14 protein-coding genes and 1 tRNA gene are annotated in these 18,966 nt (G+C 52.7%); 14 read left to right on the forward strand and 1 reads right to left on the reverse strand.

The annotated features are described in order from the left end of the window. Positions 1-190 precede the first annotated feature (190 nt). The 3 genes from bglF to SGBXF1_RS00690 all read left to right on the forward strand — a co-directional run bounded on the left by bglF (position 191) and on the right by SGBXF1_RS00690 (position 4,990). Complete coding sequence (gene bglF / locus SGBXF1_RS00680) at positions 191-2,050, forward strand: PTS beta-glucoside transporter subunit IIABC (RefSeq protein WP_186427680.1); 1,860 nt, start codon at positions 191-193, stop codon at positions 2,048-2,050. A 14-nt stretch (positions 2,051-2,064) separates the two neighbouring features. Further along, entirely contained in the window at positions 2,065-3,468 is a 1,404-nt protein-coding gene (locus SGBXF1_RS00685; protein WP_186427681.1) for a glycoside hydrolase family 1 protein, read from the forward strand. Between the two features lie 127 nt (positions 3,469-3,595). Continuing rightward, positions 3,596-4,990, forward strand: a complete 1,395-nt coding sequence (locus tag SGBXF1_RS00690) for a carbohydrate porin (RefSeq protein ID WP_130382752.1) — start codon at positions 3,596-3,598, stop codon at positions 4,988-4,990. Between the two features lie 3 nt (positions 4,991-4,993). Here the strand turns inward: SGBXF1_RS00690 and SGBXF1_RS00695 are convergent, their stop codons facing one another. Continuing rightward, positions 4,994-5,593: an HD domain-containing protein gene (locus SGBXF1_RS00695; protein WP_037422888.1), complete on the reverse strand. Its 600-nt coding sequence runs from the start codon at positions 5,591-5,593 to the stop codon at positions 4,994-4,996. Between the two features lie 110 nt (positions 5,594-5,703). Here SGBXF1_RS00695 and SGBXF1_RS00700 point away from each other — a divergent pair, with 110 nt between their 5' ends. From SGBXF1_RS00700 to dppC, 11 genes are all read left to right on the forward strand, one after another. Next, complete coding sequence (locus tag SGBXF1_RS00700; protein ID WP_037422885.1) at positions 5,704-6,168, forward strand: MarR family winged helix-turn-helix transcriptional regulator; 465 nt, start codon at positions 5,704-5,706, stop codon at positions 6,166-6,168. A gap of 155 nt (positions 6,169-6,323) precedes the next feature. Continuing rightward, the gene (locus SGBXF1_RS00705; protein ID WP_037422882.1) at positions 6,324-6,749 is read left to right on the forward strand and encodes an organic hydroperoxide resistance protein; all 426 of its coding nucleotides are present in this window, start codon (positions 6,324-6,326) and stop codon (positions 6,747-6,749) included. 226 nt (positions 6,750-6,975) lie between these two features. Next, positions 6,976-8,670 carry a kdo(2)-lipid A phosphoethanolamine 7''-transferase gene (gene eptB / locus SGBXF1_RS00710; protein ID WP_037422879.1) on the forward strand — a complete coding sequence of 565 codons (1,695 nt, stop codon included), beginning with the start codon at positions 6,976-6,978 and terminating at the stop codon, positions 8,668-8,670. 120 nt (positions 8,671-8,790) lie between these two features. Then, complete coding sequence (gene uhpA, locus SGBXF1_RS00715) at positions 8,791-9,381, forward strand: response regulator transcription factor UhpA (protein WP_186427682.1); 591 nt, start codon at positions 8,791-8,793, stop codon at positions 9,379-9,381. Continuing rightward, positions 9,381-10,922, forward strand: coding sequence for a signal transduction histidine-protein kinase/phosphatase UhpB (gene uhpB / locus SGBXF1_RS00720; RefSeq protein WP_130383127.1), 1,542 nt, complete (start codon positions 9,381-9,383; stop codon positions 10,920-10,922). Before uhpA ends, uhpB begins: the two co-directional genes overlap by 1 nt. Positions 10,923-11,016: 94 nt before the next feature. After that, positions 11,017-12,348, forward strand: coding sequence for an MFS transporter (gene uhpC / locus SGBXF1_RS00725; RefSeq protein ID WP_037422872.1), 1,332 nt, complete (start codon positions 11,017-11,019; stop codon positions 12,346-12,348). A gap of 120 nt (positions 12,349-12,468) precedes the next feature. After that, positions 12,469-12,545, forward strand: a tRNA-Pro gene (locus SGBXF1_RS00730). A gap of 407 nt (positions 12,546-12,952) precedes the next feature. Next, positions 12,953-14,644, forward strand: a complete 1,692-nt coding sequence (gene chiA, locus SGBXF1_RS00735; protein WP_037422869.1) for a chitinase ChiA — start codon at positions 12,953-12,955, stop codon at positions 14,642-14,644. 608 nt (positions 14,645-15,252) lie between these two features. Beyond that, on the forward strand, positions 15,253-16,860 hold the full coding sequence (gene dppA, locus SGBXF1_RS00740) for a dipeptide ABC transporter periplasmic-binding protein DppA (RefSeq protein WP_037422866.1): 1,608 nt from the start codon (positions 15,253-15,255) through the stop codon (positions 16,858-16,860). Between the two features lie 169 nt (positions 16,861-17,029). Continuing rightward, on the forward strand, positions 17,030-18,049 hold the full coding sequence (dppB, locus tag SGBXF1_RS00745) for a dipeptide ABC transporter permease DppB (RefSeq protein WP_037422863.1): 1,020 nt from the start codon (positions 17,030-17,032) through the stop codon (positions 18,047-18,049). Positions 18,050-18,060: 11 nt separating this feature from the next. Continuing rightward, on the forward strand, positions 18,061-18,963 hold the full coding sequence (gene dppC, locus SGBXF1_RS00750; RefSeq protein WP_037422861.1) for a dipeptide ABC transporter permease DppC: 903 nt from the start codon (positions 18,061-18,063) through the stop codon (positions 18,961-18,963). Positions 18,964-18,966: the final 3 nt, after the last annotated feature.

Genomic DNA, 18,966 nt, shown 5'->3' on the forward strand with positions numbered 1-18,966 from the left:
TGTTAACGTCTTAGCTCAACCGATTTAGGGTTGTCACTGCTTCGGCAGGCAAAACCTAAACCTCGTGTTTCTGTTTCCGTGTGGATGCAGAAGCCATGAGGTTTAGGTTTTTTTTTGCGCTGAATTCCGTAACGGCGATTGGCCATCGCGCCACGGAGGCCAGCAGAACGTAGATTTTAAGGGTAATACTATGAAATATGAAACATTAGCCCGTGAGATTTTGGCCGGCGTCGGTGGCCGCGACAACGTGAGAAGTTTGGTGCACTGTGCCACCCGCTTGCGTTTTAAACTGCGTGATAATCAGCGTGCTGATGCTGCGGCACTGAAAAAAAATCCCGGTGTGATCATGGTGGTAGAAAGCGGCGGGCAGTTTCAGGTGGTTGTGGGTAACCACGTTGCGGAGGTTTATCACGCGGTCAATCAGGTCGGTAGCTTGGGTGATGATGTAGCGGCGGATGATGACGGAAAAAAGGAAAACCTGTTCAGCCGATTCATTGATGTGGTGTCCGGTATTTTTACACCGCTGTTGGGAGTGATGGCGGCTTCGGGGATCCTGAAAGGTTTTCTGGCGTTGAGCCTGGCTTGTGGTTGGCTGCTGGGGAGCAGCGGTACCTATAAAATGTTGTTTGCTGCCAGTGATGCCCTGTTCTATTTCCTGCCGATTATGCTGGGCTATACCGCCGGTAAAAAGTTCGGCGGCAATCCATTTATTACCATGGCAATCGGCGGTGCATTGACCCATCCGCTAATGATGGCGGCATTTGATGCCGCCCAGCAGCCTGACGCAGCGCGTGAATATTTCTTCGGCATCCCGCTGACATTTATCAACTACAGCTCGTCGGTGATTCCGATTATTTTCGCCGCCTGGGTTTCGTGCCGATTGGAGCCGTTGTTTAACCGGGTAATCCACAGTGCGTTGCGCAATTTTGTTACGCCGCTGTTGTGCCTGGTGATTACCGTTCCGCTGACTTTCCTGCTGATTGGCCCCGCAGCCACCTGGCTTAGCCATTTGTTGGCTAACGGTTATCAGAGCATCTACGCGTTTAACCCCATCATTGCGGGCGCTTTTATGGGCGCGATGTGGCAGGTATGCGTGATCTTCGGTCTGCATTGGGGGCTGGTGCCGTTGATGATCAATAACCTGAGCGTGCTTGGCCGCGACACCATGGTACCGCTGCTGTTGCCGGCAGTGATGGGGCAAGTCGGTGCGACGCTGGGTGTGATGTTGCGTACCCGTGATGCCAAATTACGGGCGTTGGCAGGTTCCGCGATTGGCGCCGGTATCTTTGGTATTACCGAGCCGGCGGTTTACGGTGTGACTCTGCCGAACAAACGACCATTTATCTTCGGCTGCATTGGCGGTGCGCTTGGTGGTGCGGTGATCGGTTATTTCCATACTGCCACTTACTCCTTTGGCCTGGTGAATATCTTCACCTTTGCGCAGATTATTCCCGCCGGTGGTTTTGACGCCACGGTGTGGGGTGCAATTGTCGGTAGCTTATTGTCGTTTTGTCTCGCGGCGGTGGCCAGCTATCTGTTTGGTGTCGCACCTACCGAAACGAACGAGGAACTAACACCTGCCGCCCCCCTTAACCGCAAACAGTGCGTTGTTAGCCCGATTGCCGGTGACGTGATGCCGTTGGAACAGGTCAATGATGCCACTTTTGCCAGCGGTTTATTGGGCAAGGGAGTGGCGATAACCCCACAGCAAGGTCGAGTGGTGGCACCGGCTACGGGACGTGTTGCATCGCTGTTTAACACTAAACATGCCATTGGCATTGAGTCGGATGACGGTGCTGAGATTTTAATTCATGTCGGCATAGACACCGTCAAGCTCGACGGACTGCATTTTATTGCCCATGTGCAAGAGGGGGACCGCGTTAGCACGGGCGATCTGTTGATTGAGTTTGACCAGGCGGCAATCCGTGCTGCCGGCTTTGATACCACCACACCGATCATCATCAGCAACAGCGATGACTACGTCGAAGTGCTGGCCAGCGGCCAGGGCAGGGTGCAAGAACAGGCGCCGCTGCTGACTTTATTACGTTAACCGAGGAGAAAGCGATGAGCAGCAAATTTCCAGACCATTTTCTATGGGGCGGTGCGGTAGCAGCCAATCAGGTGGAAGGGGCTTATCAGACCGATGGCAAAGGGTTGTCGACTTCTGATTTGCAACCGCAGGGCATCTTCGGCGCAATTACGCCGCGGGTTGACGGCGACAGCGGCATTAAGGATGTGGCGATCGACTTTTATCATCGTTATCCGCAGGACATCGCGCTGTTTGCTGAAATGGGCTTTAAGTGCTTGCGAACCTCTATTGCCTGGACGCGTATTTTCCCGCAGGGCGATGAAGATGTCCCGAATGAAGCCGGCTTGGCGTTCTATGACCAGTTGTTCGATGAAATGGCAAAGTACGGCATTCAGCCGTTGATCACCCTGTCACACTACGAGATGCCGTATGGGTTGGTGAAGAATTACGGGGGATGGGGTAACCGTAAGACCATCGAATTTTTCGAGCGCTACGCACGCACGGTGTTCGAGCGCTATAAGCATAAGGTGAAGCATTGGCTGACCTTTAACGAGATCAATATGTCGTTGCATGCACCCTTTACCGGTGTCGGGTTAAAGGACGACAGTAACAAGAGCGAGATTTATCAGGCGATTCACCATCAGTTAGTGGCCAGTGCCAAAGCGGTAAAAGCCTGCCATGAAATTGTGCCGGGCGGCAAAATTGGCAATATGCTGTTGGGCGGTATTTTGTATCCGCTCAGTTGCAAACCGGAAGATGTGTTGGAAACCCAGCGCCAGAACCGTGACTGGTTGTTCTTTGGCGACGTGCAGGCACGCGGCGGCTATCCGGCGTATATGCAACGTTTCTTCCGCGAAAACAATATTCAGGTAGAGATCACCGCCGAGGACAGACAGACGCTGCGCGAGACAGTCGATTTTATCTCTTTCAGTTATTACATGAGTGGTTGTGTGACTACCGACGAACAGCAGAACAACACGGCCCGTGCCAACATTCTCAATATGGTACCGAACCCGCACTTGGCCAGTTCTGAATGGGGTTGGCAGATTGATCCCGTTGGTCTGCGCTATCTGCTTAATGTGTTGTACGACCGCTACCAAAAGCCGTTGTTTATCGTGGAGAACGGACTCGGGGCGAAGGACCGTATTGAAGCTGATGGCAGCATCAACGACGACTACCGCATCAATTATATCAACGATCATCTGGTACAGGTCGCTGAAGCGATTGACGACGGTGTTGAAGTGATGGGGTACACCAGTTGGGGACCGATCGACCTGGTCAGTGCCTCTAAGGCTGAGATGTCCAAGCGCTACGGCTTTATTTATGTCGATCGCGATGATACTGGCAAGGGCAGCTTGGAACGCCGCCGCAAAAAGAGTTTCTACTGGTACCGTGATGTGATCCAAAGCAACGGTAACAGCCTGAAAGACAAAGCCTAAGTTCCGTCAATCAACCCGGTGGCAACCACCGGGTCATCACCTTTATTTACTGCTGCCAATGATGGGGAATTTTTACCCAGGGATTGCTGCTGCTTGCAGTCAGCGCGATATGCGGAGAAATATAATAATGAAATGCCCATTACCTCACTCTATGACTCTTGCGGCGTTATTGCTGACCTGCGCTGGCGCACAGGCCGAAACGTTGCAAACCGCCAAAGATGTGGAGGCACCCACCGCCAAATGGCAGGGTGTCGCACTTGGCTTTGAACCGCCACAGGCAGGGCTGTTGGGGGATATGTTAGGGATCAGGCCGATCCTGGAAGATCATGGTTTTCACTATAATCTGGGGTACCTTAGCCAGATTTCTTATAACGCCGGTGGTGGGTATAACCACGATAAGCAGGTGTCATACATTGATCAGTTCTCGCTGACCTTCAGTCAGGATCTTCAGGCGCTAACGGGGATTCCGGATGCGGCGATTGAAGGCAATATTGTTAACCGTAACCATGATAACAACCTGACACGCGATCGTTTGCAGGATCCTCGCGTCAATCCGACCGATTTGTCGCAAGAAAGTTATGGCGGCCAGTCGATCACCCGATTGGGCTGGTTAACGTTTAGCCGCAGTTTTCTCGATCGCCGGCTGCAATGGCGTATCGGTATGATGAACAAGGTGCAGGATTTCGATCAGATCATTCCCTGCGATTTCCAGACACTGACCTTGTGCGGCGGAAAATCTGCCAACTCATTGACCTGGTATAACTGGAACGTCCATTACTGGGGCACCACCTTGCAGTATAAACTGACTGATGGGCTGACCTTTAAAACCGGTGTGATGGAACAAAACCCGCAGGCACCTAGCCGCAGTCATGCCTGGAGTTGGTCGACCAAGGGCAGCAAGGGCGTTTTGTTGCCAATGGAACTGGAATTGAAAACCAACGCGGTCAATCAGTTACCTGGGGTCTACAATATTGGCGTGTTATTCACCAATGCTAGTCAGCAGGATTTGTATGAGGGCGTTTCTGGTGGCCCGGGAGCGGCCGATCCTAACGGCTATCGCAGCCATGATCGTACCTGGTTCCTGTACACCGGCTTTAACCAGCAGGTCACGCGCCACCAGGATGACGCTAATCGAGGACTAAGCCTGTTCTACAGTCTGGGGCTGGCAGATCAGCGGTCAAACTATATGCATTACTCAACCTCAACCGGCATCCGTTACCGTGGGCTGTTTGACGCACGCCCAGATGATTGGCTGGGCTTGGGGGTATCGATGGTCAAGCTGAGCAACCATTATCGGGATAACCAGCGCTACCTTAATCAAATCAACAACGCCACCGACTATAACGATCCCAACTATCACCCAGTACCGGGGCATTCAGTAACGGCGGAACTCTATTATCGCTTCAACGTCACTCCGTGGTTGCAGTTACAACCGGGTGTGCAATATTGGCACCATCCGGCGGGCGTCAACGAAACGCAAGATGCCTGGGTGACGGCGCTCAAAACGGTGGTGACTTTCTGACGGCTACGCCGCGTCGCTTTCCCGGTAGCGCTGGCGCGTGTGTTCGAACCAGCTCGCCGGGACGTTATGCGGCGGTAATTGCAACTTTTGTAGCCCCTGCTCGACAATATGGTGCGCTTGCTGCCACAGCGTTGGATCGCCCTCGGTAAGGACTTCCAGTAACCGCTGTTTTTCGATCAGATAGGTGCGGGCAAAATGGCTATCGTATTCAAGCAGTGAACGGGTGTTATCGATCAAGTCCGCCAGCTTAATGGTCTTGGCCTGTGGTGAAGCTTGGGCGCTGTGGCGTCGATCGCGATTCTTGCGTTCAAAACGGTTACCGTCGGCGGCAGTGCTGACGTTGGTCAGCATCGCCACCAAGGTGGCGACCTCCGGCCCAAAATGGCTTTCGATATCACTGAGGGTGGTGGGCGTATCTTCTACCGTGTCGTGCAGCCAGGCAGCGGCCAGCATTTCTTCGCTGTGTGGCACGCTACTGACGATTTCCATCACCGCCTGAGGGTGAACAATATAGGCGTCATCTGTATATTTTCGGCGCTGATCAATGGCCGCATGCGCTTTGGTAGCGTAACGACGTGCGCGCTCTGCTAATGTGTTTGTCATGTCCATTCCCTCCACACAGCACCCCGCTGTGACATCCTCTGTTTTAAAAACGTAGCACATTGTCTAAAAAATAGCTTGCGATTACATAGTGCACTATCTATATTTGATTCATGAAAACGAAAAACACCGAACAACCGGTAGCGAAAAATCTGTTGCTGCTCGATCAGCAGCTGTGTTTTGCCCTTTACTCTGCGAACCTGGCACTGCACAAGGTGTATCGCAAGTTGCTGAACCAACTTGATCTCACTTATCCACAATACCTGGTGATGCTGGTGCTGTGGGAACGGGACGAAATCAGAGTCACGGACATCGGCGAGCGGCTGTTTCTCGATTCGGCAACGCTAACACCGTTGCTGAAACGGCTGGAGACTGCAGGATTACTGGTGCGTTACCGTGCGACTGCGGATGAGCGGCAGGTGATTATCGCGTTAACCGACGCGGGCCGTGCACTGCGTGAAAAAGCGCAGTCGGTCCCAGAAGCTGTAATGTGTGCCACTGATTGCAGCCTTGATGAAATCGTCAATATCAAACAGCAGTTGGAAAAGCTGCGCGGTAAGTTGCTCAACCAGCTTTGACGATTGGCTCCGGACGCAGGATTGGCGTTCGTGGGCTACACTGAAAGTAAGCGTTAAATATATAGTGTGCGATTTAATCGTGAAAGATATACATATGATGGCATTTGCCTGTAAGCATCGCTGTCATGTCCCCAACCAGAAAGAAGGAATGATCTATGTCGATTGAAAAAGTTGTTTACCGTGCTCATGCCACAGCAACCGGTGGCCGTGATGGCCGTGCGACATCATCCGACGGTGTGTTGGATGTTAAACTGGGTGTACCGAAAGAAATGGGCGGCGCGGGCGGCGACGTCACCAACCCGGAACAGTTGTTCGCCGCTGGCTACTCTGCTTGCTTCCTTGGTGCACTGAAGTTTGTTGCAGCGAAGGAGAAAGTGAAGATCCCTGCTGAAGCCAAAATTGACGGCACCGTCGGCATTGGCGAAATCCCTAATGGTTTTGGTATTGAAGTACAACTGGATATCACTTTGCCAGGTATCGAACGCAGTGTGGCGGAAGACCTGGTGAAAAAAGCCCATGTTGTTTGTCCTTATTCCAATGCGACCCGCGGCAATATTGATGTCACGCTGAACATTAAATAGGGCTCCCGCTAATACCATTAAAAAATGGAGGGTTTGATCTCTCCATTTTTTTCGTTTTGCCTACCTCCATTTTGCTCACAAAAAGCAGCAAAAAATGCCCCCCCTTTGAGAATTTGCTTGATTATTGCCCTCAAAATAGCGCTTATTGCCGCTCGGCTGAACCTGAGGCCGCATTGGATGTCTGACTGATTCAGAACTGTTACAGTCCCCGGAGCCACCGCGTTACATGAACAAAGTTAAATCGCTATCACAGCAGAATTTATCGTTATTGTTAGCGATCTATATCGGCATATTTTTAAACCTTTCCGTTTTTTATCGCCGCTTCGATTCGTTTTCACACGGCATTCAGGGGATTAAGGTTATTTCCGCAATAACTGAGGTTATTGCCATTGTTCTATTCACCTTCTTCATTATGCGGCTGGTGTCGCTTGGCGGCCGGCTGTTCTACCGTATCACCGCTTCGTTGTTGGTCCTGATTTCCGTTGCTGCCAGCTATTACATGACGTTTTTCAACGTGGTGATTGGTTATGGCATTGTCGTGTCGGTGATGACCACGGATATCGATCTGTCTAAAGAAGTGGTAGGTCTGCACTTTGTGTTGTGGATGGTGGTGCTCAGTACATTGCCGCTGCTGTGCATTTGGAAAAACAACCTGCGTTATACGCTGATTGAGCAACTAAAAACCCCTGGCCACCGGGTAAAGCCCTTAGTGGTGCTGGTGGCAGTGGTAGCGCTGGTGTGGTTACCGCTGCGCATGCTGGACAACGAGCAGAGTGCCCAGGAAAAAATCACCAATGTGGATTTGCCAAGTTATGGCGGCGTAGTGGCCCATTCTTATTTGCCGTCTAACTGGTTGTCGGCGCTGGGGTTGTTTGCCTATACGCGTTATGACGAAAGCCAGGATCAGGCCACCTTGTTCGACCCAGCCAAAAACTTTACCTATGTGCCGCCCGCCGATATCGATGACACCTATGTGGTGTTTATCATTGGCGAAACCACGCGTTGGGATCACATGGGTATTCTTGGCTACGACCGTGACACCACGCCACGGTTGTCCAAAGAGAAAAATCTGGCGGCATTCCGTGGCGTATCATGTGATACCGCCACCAAACTTTCGCTGCGCTGCATGTTTGTGCGGGAAGGTGGGACGGCAGACAACCCGCAACGAACGCTGAAAGAGCAAAACGTGTTCGCAGTACTGAAGGACTTGGGCTTTACCTCTGAGTTGTTTGCCATGCAGAGTGAGGTTTGGTTCTACAACAATACCGAAGTTAACAACTATTCATTCCGCGAGATGATCGCCTCCGAGAAACGTAACGATGGCAAGTCGGTTGACGATATGCTGCTGGTGGACGAAATGAAGGAGTCACTGGCGCGTTACCCGAAAGGCAAGCACTTGGTGATCCTGCATACCAAAGGCTCGCATTACCTTTATTCACAGCGTTATCCGCGTAGTTATGCGCGCTATCAGCCAGAGTGTATTGGCGTTGACGATTTCTGTTCCAAAGATCAGTTGATTAACGCTTTCGATAACTCGGTGCTGTATACCGATTCCTTTATCGCCAATGTCATTGACCAGGTGCGTGAGAAGAAGGCCATCGTGTTCTATTCGTCCGATCACGGCGAGTCGATTGGCGAGAACTCACATCTGCATGGTACACCACGTGAAATGGCGCCACCGGAGCAGTTCCGCGTGCCAATGATGGTGTGGGCTTCTGACAAGTTCCTGGAAGATCCGCAGCATCGCAGTGCGTTTGAGCAATTACAGGCGCAGCAGCGTGTGGGCAAGATACATCGCCATGTTGAGCTGTTCGATACCATTCTCGGCTGTCTTGGCTATACCTCGCCTAACGGCGGCATCGTAGCAAAAAACAACTGGTGTAATATTCCTCAGAGTAAGACAGCCGCGGCCCAGATGTAACCTCTTCAATACCGGGCGCGTTGCGCCCGGTAAAATCCGTTAATACCTTCCCTTCATCAATTAATCCGGCTCAGGCTTGCGGTATACTTGCGCACTTTCCCTCTCGGACCGGAGATTTCCATGACCTTGCGCGTGGCGTTTATTGACGATCATGACATTGTGCGATCGGGCTTTGTGCAACTGCTGTCGCTGGAGGCGGATATTCAAGTGGTCGGGGAGTTCAGCAGTGCGACCCAGGCGCGTGCCGGTCTGCCGGGTTTAGAGGCGGATATCTGCATTTGTGACATTTCGATGCCGGATGGCAGTGGGCTGGATTTGCTGGCGGATATACCTTCAGGTATTCGGGTGGTAATGCTGTCGATGCATGATAATTCAGCGCTGGTGGAAATGGCTTTGGAGCGTGGCGCCTGTGGTTTTTTATCCAAACGCTGTAAGCCAGAAGACCTGATCACCGCGGTTCGCACCGTCGCCAGCGGGGGCGTATACCTGATGCCTGAAATCGCCCAGCAGCTGGCGCGAGTCAAGGTAGACCCCCTGACCCGTCGCGAGCGCGAAATCGCGCTGTTGCTGGCACAAGGGCAGGAAGTCCGGGAAATTGCTGCGACGTTGGGGTTATCACCGAAAACGGTACACGTACATCGTGCCAATCTGTTCGCCAAGTTGGGTATTAACAATAATGTTGAACTGGCGAAGCGGATGCTAAACCTGTGATGCAACGTCTGATCACCCAGCTGGCGCTGTTTTTTATCTATGCCACCAGTGCATTTTGCCTGTGGGGTATCGGTACCGCGCTGATTGATCCGCCGTGGCAGGCACTGTTGTTATTCCCGTTTGGCCTGCGTATGGGCATTCTGCTGCAAAGTCCTTACCGTTTCTGGCCGGGTATCTTACTGGCTGACTTACTGCTGATGGTGTTGTTGGCAGATCAGTTCGGTTACGGCCCGGCGCTGTGGGCGTCGGTCGTGGTACTGGTGTTGACGGTGCTGCTCAGCCTGCTGGCTTCCCCCTGGTTGTTACGCCATCAGCAAAGTGACAGTGAATGGCAATGGCCGTTAATGCAGGGAGCGGTGGTGGCTGTTGCCGCCGTGCTACAGGCGCTGGTGTGGCAGTTGGTTAACGGTAACGGCGCACGTGCCTTGCTGCTTGGGTTGGCGGGTGGTTTCACTATTGCACCGACCTGCCTGTTGCTGTGGCATTACCTGGCGCGGCAGATCTGGGTGCCTCTTGAACCGGGTCTGATCCATAAACCGGTAACTTTGCGGTTGCGCCATCTGGCCAGCTATTTGTTGTTGTTTGGGCTCAGTATCTGGTTGCAACAGCAGGTCAATGCCGCTGAGCTGCGCCGCTTCGCACCGTTTTGTCTGGCGATCCCGATCGTTTTTATGTCCTATCGCTATGGCTGGCAAGGAGCGCTGCTGGCGACATTGCTCAATGGGGTGGTGCTGGTGGCCAACGAGCCACCACAACCTGAGTCGCATCGCGATCTGTTGCTGTCGTTATTGGCCCAGAGTCTGACCGGTTTGCTGCTCGGCGCGGGGATTCAGCGCCAGCGAGAGCTCAATCAACAACTGCGTTGGCGATTGGCAGAGAACCGCCAACTGGCACGTGCGTTGGTCACAGCAGAAGAACAGACTCGGCGTGAGGTTGCACGCGAGCTACACGACGAAGTCGGCCAAACTATCACTGTTATTCGTACCCAAGCCAGTATTATCAAGCGCCTGGCACCGCAGCCGCAGGTAATAGGCTGCGCCGAGGCGATAGATACACTGGCGCTGCGGGTCTATGACGGTGTTCACGATGTACTGACTCAATTGTGGCCCGCCGCGCTGAATAATCTGCCGCTTTCGGCGGCGGTAGCGGCGATGTTGCGTGAGTCGTTGCCGCAAGATACGTCTCTGGTGAGCGTGATGCAGTGGCAGGTACCGGACGAGTTGCTGGATGAAACGCTGAAGATCACCCTGTATCGGGTCTGTCAGGAGGGCGTAACTAACGTTTGCCGCCACGCCGCCGCCAGCCGAATTGAGCTGGATGCACGTCTTAGCCATCGTAAAGGGCAGCCACCGCAAGTTCTGCTGACTATTCGGGATAACGGTGTTGGCATCGATCTGGCTAACCATGAGCCCGGTTATGGCCTGCGTGGTATGCAGGAACGCATTAGTGCACTGGGTGGTAGCCTGCGACTGACGTCGGAAAATGGCACCAGTTTGAATGTGATCTTACCCACAGTTTCGGCGGTAGAAGGGCAAAACTAGGAAATACTCTTAGTCGCGTCGGGAATCCGGCGTAAGTCATTTACGCGCGCGCGCAGCATGATAGCGGCACTTTTCCCATTCTCTGAGGTTTCACATGTGGTCTTTCCTTAAAAGCCGCCAGGATGTGCCGCCGGTTACCGATCAAAAACAGATCGATGCCAGCTATAAATACTGGCGTATCCAACTGATGTGGACGATGTATATCGGCTATGCTGCGTTTTACTTCACGCGCAAAAGCTTCAACTTCATCATGCCAGCCATGTTGAGCGATCTTGGCCTGACGATGTCTGATGTCGGCATCCTAGGCACGCTGTTTTACATCACTTACGGTTGTTCGAAGTTTATCTCTGGCATGATCAGTGATCGCTCTAACCCACGTTACTTTATGGGACTGGGTCTGATCATGACCGGCATACTCAATATCTTCTTCGGCTTGAGTTCTTCTCTGCTGATGCTGGGTACGCTGTGGATCCTCAATGCCTTCTTCCAGGGTTGGGGCTGGCCGCCATGCTCAAAAATACTCACCAGTTGGTACTCACGCTCCGAGCGTGGAGGCTGGTGGGCTATTTGGAACACGTCGCATAACTTTGGTGGTGCACTGATTCCACTGCTGGTGGGCTTTATTTCGCTGCACTTCAGTTGGCGCTACGGCATGATTATTCCGGGCATTATCGGTGTGGTGCTAGGCCTGTTGATGTGTTGGCGGCTGCGTGACAAGCCGTCCACCATGGGGTTACCGAGTGTGGGTAAATGGCGTAACGACGCCATGGAGCTGGTGCAAGAATCGGAAGGCCAGGGGCTGAGCAACCGGGAAATCGTCAAGCGCTACGTCTTGACCAACAAATATATCTGGCTGCTGGCCGTGTCTTATGTGCTGGTGTACATCGTGCGTACCGCAATCAACGACTGGGGTAACCTGTATCTGACGCAGGAGAAAGGCTACTCACTGATGACCGCCAACTCGGCGATTTCTCTGTTTGAAGTGGGCGGCTTTATTGGTTCGCTGGTAGCCGGTTGGGGTTCTGACAAGCTGTTCCGCGGTAACCGTGGGCCTATGAATTTGATCTTCGCCATCGGGATCTTCCTGTCGGTTGCGGCGCTGTGGCTCATGCCGGGTGTTACTTTCCTGCTGCAGGCGGCCTGTTTCTTTGCTATCGGCTTCTTCATCTTTGGCCCGCAGATGCTGATCGGCATGGCAGCGGCGGAATGTTCGCACAAGGATGCTGCCGGGGCGGCAACCGGTTTTGTCGGCCTGTTTGCTTACCTGGGGGCGGCGTTGTCCGGCTACCCGATTGCCCGCATCATGGAAATCTGGCACTGGAATGGTTTCTTCGTGGTGATTTCGATCGCTGCCTGCTTGTCTGCGTTGTTCTTGTTGCCGTTCTTGCGCGCTCAATCACCGGCGCTGAAAACGGCGAAGGCATGATGAAAAAGCGCGCTGCAGGCTGCTGTAGCGCGCTTTATGCCGTTTTTATCACCACTTGACTGGCCGGGGCAAGAAAGTGATTGACGCGTATTATCGTCAGCAGTAAGATGCGCCCCGCATCGGCGAGTAGCGCAGCTTGGTAGCGCAACTGGTTTGGGACCAGTGGGTCGGAGGTTCGAATCCTCTCTCGCCGACCACATTCAAGAAAACCTGCTTTTTAAAGCAGGTTTTTTTTCGCCTGTAGTTTACCAAACTCATCCTTACTCGCCGGTGAAACCTGTATTAGCGGCAATACTGTGAGAAATATTTATCCTTTCTCAGTAATAAATTCACGCTCCTTATATCTAGCTGCCTCCTTTATTCATGTTTAAATAAATTCACCGTTGTCTAATAAAACCCAATCGATAGTGCTCTTGTTTTAATTGGCGTTTTATCTATAGTCTGAATACACAACGCGAGAGTAATAATTCCCGCTGCGTGAAAAGATAAGTGTTTATTTGTTCACTTTAATCGGCCAAGATTATTGCGGGATTATTTTGCTCCGACAATGGGCGGCCGTCATTAAATATTTTACGTTTATCCTCTCGGAATAAAGGAATCAGTTATGCGCAAATTTAATAAGCCACTGTTGGCGCTGTTGATCGGTAGCACGCTCTGTTCTGCTGCACAGGCCGCTGCACCGGGTAAGCCTACGCTAGCCTGGGGCAATACCAAGTTCGCCATTGTCGAGGTCGATCAGGCAGCGACCGCATATAATAATCTGGTGAAAGTAAAAAATGCTGCCGATGTTTCAGTTTCATGGAATTTATGGAATGGCGATACGGGTACCACAGCAAAAGTATTATTAAATGGTAAAGAAGTTTGGAGCGGTGCGTCAACCGGTTCTTCCGGCACGGCAAACTTTAAAGTTAATAAGGGTGGCCGCTATCAAATGCAGGTGGCGTTATGTAATGCCGACGGCTGTACCGCCAGCGATGCGACTGAAATTGTTGTGGCTGATACCGACGGCAGCCATTTGGCACCCTTAAAAGAACCGCTGTTGGAAAAGAATAAACCTTATAAACAAGATTCCGGAAAAGTGGTCGGCTCTTATTTTGTGGAATGGGGCGTATACGGCCGTAATTTCACCGTCGATAAGCTGCCGGCGCAAAACCTGACGCATTTGCTGTACGGGTTTATCCCGATCTGTGGCGGTGATGGCATCAACGACAGTCTGAAAGAGATCGAAGGTAGCTTCCAGGCGTTGCAGCGTTCCTGCCAGGGCCGTGAGGACTTTAAAGTGTCAATCCACGATCCGTTTGCCGCGTTGCAGAAAGGCCAAAAGGGCGTTACCGCCTGGGATGACCCCTACAAAGGTAACTTTGGTCAGTTGATGGCGCTGAAACAGGCGCGCCCAGACCTGAAAATCCTGCCATCGATCGGCGGTTGGACGCTATCCGACCCATTCTTCTTCATGGGCGACAAGGTGAAGCGCGATCGCTTCGTCGGCTCAGTGAAAGAGTTCCTGCAAACCTGGAAGTTCTTTGACGGCGTGGATATCGACTGGGAATTCCCGGGCGGGCAGGGCGCTAACCCGAAACTGGGTAGTGCGCAGGATGGGGCGACCTATGTGCAATTGATGAAAGAACTGCGGGCCATGTTGGACCAGCTTTCGGCAGAAACCGGTCGCAAGTATGAACTGACCTCAGCGATCAGCGCCGGCAAGGATAAAATCGACAAGGTGGACTACAACACTGCGCAGAACTCGATGGATCACATCTTCCTGATGAGTTACGACTTCTATGGCGCATTTGATCTGAAAAACCTGGGCCATCAGACAGCACTGAAAGCACCGTCCTGGAAACCAGATACGGCGTATACCACGGTGAATGGCGTTAACGCGCTGCTGACGCAGGGGGTTAAGCCGGGCAAGATCGTGGTGGGTACTGCCATGTATGGCCGCGGTTGGACCGGTGTGAACGGCTACCAAAACAACATTCCGTTTACTGGTACCGCAACCGGCCCCGTGAAAGGCACCTGGGAAAATGGCATCGTGGATTACCGTCAAATCGCCAATGAATTTATGAGCGGTGAATGGCAGTACAGCTATGACGCCACCGCCGAAGCACCTTACGTGTTCAAACCTTCGACGGGCGATCTGATCACCTTCGATGATGCACGCTCGGTGCAGGCAAAAGGCAAGTATGTGTTGGATAAGCAGCTGGGCGGGTTGTTCTCTTGGGAGATTGATGCCGACAATGGAGATATTCTGAACAACATGAATACCAGCTTGGGCAACAGCGCCGGCACACAATAATTACATCAGTTGTAGCACGTTACCGGGGGATATTTTTTGGCCCCCGGTTTTTTGGCAGACGAAAGTTTTTTCACGCCGCATAGATTGTGACGCCTATTCGATTAAAAAGGACTGGTTTGCCTCACCCTTTCGGGTAAGGAACCAGCATTTCATCCTGTCTTTAACGCCGATCACAAAAATAACCGTTCAGATATTCATCATTCAGCAACAAACTTTTTTAGTTTTTTATCGGAGTTAAAAACCAGTAACTTTCAGCCATGCAGCCTATCGAACTAAAAATAACCGCATAGCATAATTTTTAATGCTGTAACTGTTAAAAAAAGGTTTTTTTTATGTTTGTTTGCTGTTTCTCACAGTCTGTGTAAATCCCCACTGGTTATATTGACGACACTCGAAACAGTTGGCAATTTGGTAGCCTCAGGGGTAAGAGCGAGAGTTGTTTGAGTGGATCCCACGCGCTCAGACGCCCCCACCGGGATGCGTTCCACCCGGCTCTCTCGAGCAATTATCCCTTCCAGCCTTCGGGCACTGACTGCACAGGCCGCGCAATAAAAAATACAGGCTCTGGCGGTAATACACACATCACATCACATAATGGAGCACTAGCGATGACAAGTTCCTTGGGAAAAACAGGGATTCTGAAATTCGGTATTGGGCTGATTGCGCTGACCGTTGCGGCCAGCGTACAAGCCAAGACTCTGGTTTACTGTTCTGAAGGGTCCCCGGAAGGGTTCAACCCGCAGTTGTTCACCTCGGGTACGACCTATGACGCCAGCTCGGTGCCAATTTACAACCGTCTGGTCGAATTCAAAATCGGCACCACCGAGCTGCAGCCTGGCCTGGCTGAAAAATGGGATGTCAGCGAAGATGGCAAGATCTACACTTTCCACCTGCGTAAGGGTGTGAAGTGGCAGAGCAGCAAAGACTTCAAACCGACTCGCGACTTCAACGCAGACGATGTGGTGTTCTCCTTTGAACGCCAGTTAGATGCCAATAATGCCTATCACAAAGTCTCCGGCGGTAGCTATGAGTACTTTGAAGGCATGGACATGCCGAAGCTGATCGCCAAAATCGAAAAAGTGGACGACTACACAGTACGCTTTGTGCTGACCCGCCCGGAAGCGCCGTTTGTGGCTGACCTGGGCATGGACTTTGCCTCTATCTTGTCTGCCGAATACGCCGATGTGATGATGAAGGCTGGCACCCCGGAGAAAGTCGATCTGAATCCAATCGGTACCGGTCCGTTCCAACTGCTGCAATATCAGAAAGACTCCAAAATCCTTTACAAGGCCTTCGACGGTTTCTGGGGCACCAAGCCGAAGATCGACCGCTTAGTATTCTCTATCACGCCTGACGCGTCAGTGCGTTACGCCAAGCTGCAGAAAAACGAGTGCCAGGTGATGCCGTACCCGAACCCGGCTGACATTGCCCGCATGAAGCAGGACAAAACCATCAACTTGATGGAACAACCAGGTCTGAACGTCGGTTATCTGTCGTTCAACGTTGAGAAAAAACCACTGGATAACCTGAAGGTACGCCAGGCGTTGACCATGGCGGTCAACAAGCAGGCTATCATCGATGCGGTGTACCAAGGTGCAGGCCAGGCGGCCAAGAACCTGATCCCACCGACCATGTGGGGCTATAACGATGCGGTGAAAGACTACACCTACGATCCGGTCAAGGCCAAAGAGCTGCTGAAAGAAGCGGGCATGGCAGACGGTTTCTCCATCGATCTGTGGGCGATGCCGGTACAACGTCCGTATAACCCGAATGCACGTCGTATGGCTGAAATGATCCAGTCTGACTGGGCAAAAATCGGCGTGAAAGCCAAAATCGTGACCTATGAGTGGGGTGAATACCTCAAGCGCGCGAAAGCGGGCGAACATCAGACGGTGATGATGGGCTGGACTGGCGACAATGGGGATCCGGATAACTTCTTCGCTACGCTGTTTAGCTGTGCCGCAGCGAAAGACGGTTCCAACTATTCTCGCTGGTGCTACAAGCCGTTTGAAGATCTGATCCAACCGGCGCGCGCTGAATCGAACCACGAAAAACGTGTAGAACTTTACAAGCAAGCTCAGGTAGTGATGCACGATCAGGCTCCGGCACTGATTGTTGCGCACTCCACCGTTTACGAGCCAGTACGTAAAGAAGTGAAGGGCTACGTCGTGGATCCGCTTGGTAAGCATCACTTTGAGAATGTCTCTCTAGATTAATTCTGGCCGTTCAGTCGGCGACGCACGAATGGACTTGGCAGGGGCGCAACAAATTGCGCTCCTGCTGACCAGTCCCCGACGTATGGCATCAGGGTTTTTCAAAGTGTGTGAGCTTTAATAAGCCTGGCGGACGATGAGCTGCCGGGCATTGATACAGAGAGTTCGGGATATGTTGCAGTTCATACTCCGACGTTTGGGGTTAGTTATCCCAACGTTTATCGGCATAACTTTGCTGACTTTTGCATTCGTCCATATGATCCCGGGTGACCCGGTGACCATCATGGCCGGGGAACGCGGGATCTCCGCAGAACGCCATGCACAGTTGATGGCGGAAATGGGGCTGGATAAACCGCTCTATCAACAGTATTTCTCTTACGTATCCAACGTCTTACATGGCGACTTGGGTACGTCCCTCAAAAGCCGTATTTCCGTATGGGATGAGTTCGTCCCCCGCTTTAAGGCCACGCTGGAATTAGGATTCTGCGCGATGATTTTTGCCGTGCTGGTGGGGATTCCGGTGGGGGTATTGGCAGCGGTCAGGCGAGGCTCCATATTCGATCATACCGCAGTGGGCATTTCACTGACCGGCTATTCGATGCCGATTTTCTGGTGGGGCATGATGCTGATCATGCTGGTATCGGTGCAACTAAACCTGACGCCGGTATCGGGACGGGTCAGTGACACGGTGTTCCTGGACGATACCTTGCCGCTAACCGGCTTCATGCTGATCGACACCCTAATCTGGGGTCAGCCGGGTGACTTCATTGATGCTGTGATGCACATGATTCTGCCAGCGATCGTATTGGGTACCATCCCTCTGGCTGTGATCGTGCGTATGACGCGCTCCTCAATGCTGGAAGTGCTCGGTGAAGATTACATCCGAACTGCACGTGCCAAAGGTGTGAGCCGTATGCGAGTGATTGTGGTGCATGCGTTGCGTAACGCTTTGCTGCCTGTCGTGACGGTGATCGGTCTGCAAGTCGGTACCATGCTTGCCGGCGCGATCCTGACCGAAACCATCTTCTCCTGGCCGGGTCTGGGACGTTGGCTGATGGACGCGCTGCAACGTCGTGATTATCCGGTTGTTCAGGGCGGTGTGTTGCTGGTCGCCTGTATGATTATTCTGGTTAACCTGCTGGTAGATGTGCTCTACGGCGTGGTCAACCCGCGTATTCGCCACAAGAAATAAGGGGCGCTCTGATGTCTCAAATCACTGAGTCTGTAGTTAAAGGTGCGCCGAAGCCAATGAGCCCGTTCCAGGAGTTCTGGCACTATTTCAAGCGCAATAAAGGGGCCGTTGTTGGCCTGGTGTATATCGTTCTGATGTTCGTGATTGCCATCGGTGCTGGCGTGTTGGCGCCGCATGCACCGGCGGATCAGTTCCGCGACGCATTGCTCAAGCCGCCTGTCTGGCAAGAAGGCGGCAGCTGGCAATACCTACTGGGTACCGATGATGTTGGCCGCGATGTGTTGTCCCGACTGATGTACGGTGCCCGGTTGTCGTTGCTGGTCGGCTGTTTGGTCGTGGTTCTGTCGCTGATCATGGGCGTGGTGCTGGGCCTGCTGGCGGGTTATTTCGGTGGCGTGGTAGATGCGATCATCATGCGTATCGTTGATATCATGCTGGCCCTTCCAAGCTTGCTGCTGGCGTTGGTTCTGGTGGCGATCTTCGGGCCGTCTATCGTCAATGCCTCGCTGGCACTGACGTTCGTTGCTCTGCCGCACTATGTGCGTTTGACCCGCGCGGCGGTATTGGTGGAAGTCAACCGCGACTATGTCACCGCTTCACGCGTGGCGGGTGCCGGTGCGATGCGCCAAATGTTTATCAATATTTTGCCAAACTGCCTGGCACCGCTGATCGTCCAGGCCTCTCTTGGTTTCTCGAACGCTATCCTGGATATGGCCGCTCTCGGCTTCCTGGGTATGGGTGCACAACCGCCGACGCCGGAGTGGGGCACCATGCTCTCCGACGTCCTGCAGTTCGCACAAAGCGCCTGGTGGGTTGTAACCTTCCCCGGCGTGGCGATTCTGCTGACGGTGCTTGCATTTAACCTGATGGGGGACGGCTTGCGTGATGCTCTCGACCCCAAACTCAAGCAGTAAAGA

It is taken from the genome of Serratia grimesii, from assembly GCF_900186025.1.
GTDB lineage: Bacteria > Pseudomonadota > Gammaproteobacteria > Enterobacterales > Enterobacteriaceae > Serratia > Serratia grimesii.

Excerpts from the sequence above, each read along its gene's own strand:
- bglF (WP_186427680.1), top strand. The coding sequence starts at position 191 with ATGAAATATGAAACATTAGCCCGTGAGATTTTGGCCGGCGTCGGTGGC.
- SGBXF1_RS00685 (WP_186427681.1), top strand. The coding sequence starts at position 2,065 with ATGAGCAGCAAATTTCCAGACCATTTTCTATGGGGCGGTGCGGTAGCA.
- SGBXF1_RS00690 (WP_130382752.1), top strand. The coding sequence starts at position 3,596 with ATGAAATGCCCATTACCTCACTCTATGACTCTTGCGGCGTTATTGCTG.
- SGBXF1_RS00695 (WP_037422888.1), bottom strand. The coding sequence starts at position 5,593 with ATGACAAACACATTAGCAGAGCGCGCACGTCGTTACGCTACCAAAGCG.
- SGBXF1_RS00700 (WP_037422885.1), top strand. The coding sequence starts at position 5,704 with ATGAAAACGAAAAACACCGAACAACCGGTAGCGAAAAATCTGTTGCTG.
- SGBXF1_RS00705 (WP_037422882.1), top strand. The coding sequence starts at position 6,324 with ATGTCGATTGAAAAAGTTGTTTACCGTGCTCATGCCACAGCAACCGGT.
- eptB (WP_037422879.1), top strand. The coding sequence starts at position 6,976 with ATGAACAAAGTTAAATCGCTATCACAGCAGAATTTATCGTTATTGTTA.
- uhpA (WP_186427682.1), top strand. The coding sequence starts at position 8,791 with ATGACCTTGCGCGTGGCGTTTATTGACGATCATGACATTGTGCGATCG.
- uhpB (WP_130383127.1), top strand. The coding sequence starts at position 9,381 with ATGCAACGTCTGATCACCCAGCTGGCGCTGTTTTTTATCTATGCCACC.
- uhpC (WP_037422872.1), top strand. The coding sequence starts at position 11,017 with ATGTGGTCTTTCCTTAAAAGCCGCCAGGATGTGCCGCCGGTTACCGAT.
- chiA (WP_037422869.1), top strand. The coding sequence starts at position 12,953 with ATGCGCAAATTTAATAAGCCACTGTTGGCGCTGTTGATCGGTAGCACG.
- dppA (WP_037422866.1), top strand. The coding sequence starts at position 15,253 with ATGACAAGTTCCTTGGGAAAAACAGGGATTCTGAAATTCGGTATTGGG.
- dppB (WP_037422863.1), top strand. The coding sequence starts at position 17,030 with ATGTTGCAGTTCATACTCCGACGTTTGGGGTTAGTTATCCCAACGTTT.
- dppC (WP_037422861.1), top strand. The coding sequence starts at position 18,061 with ATGTCTCAAATCACTGAGTCTGTAGTTAAAGGTGCGCCGAAGCCAATG.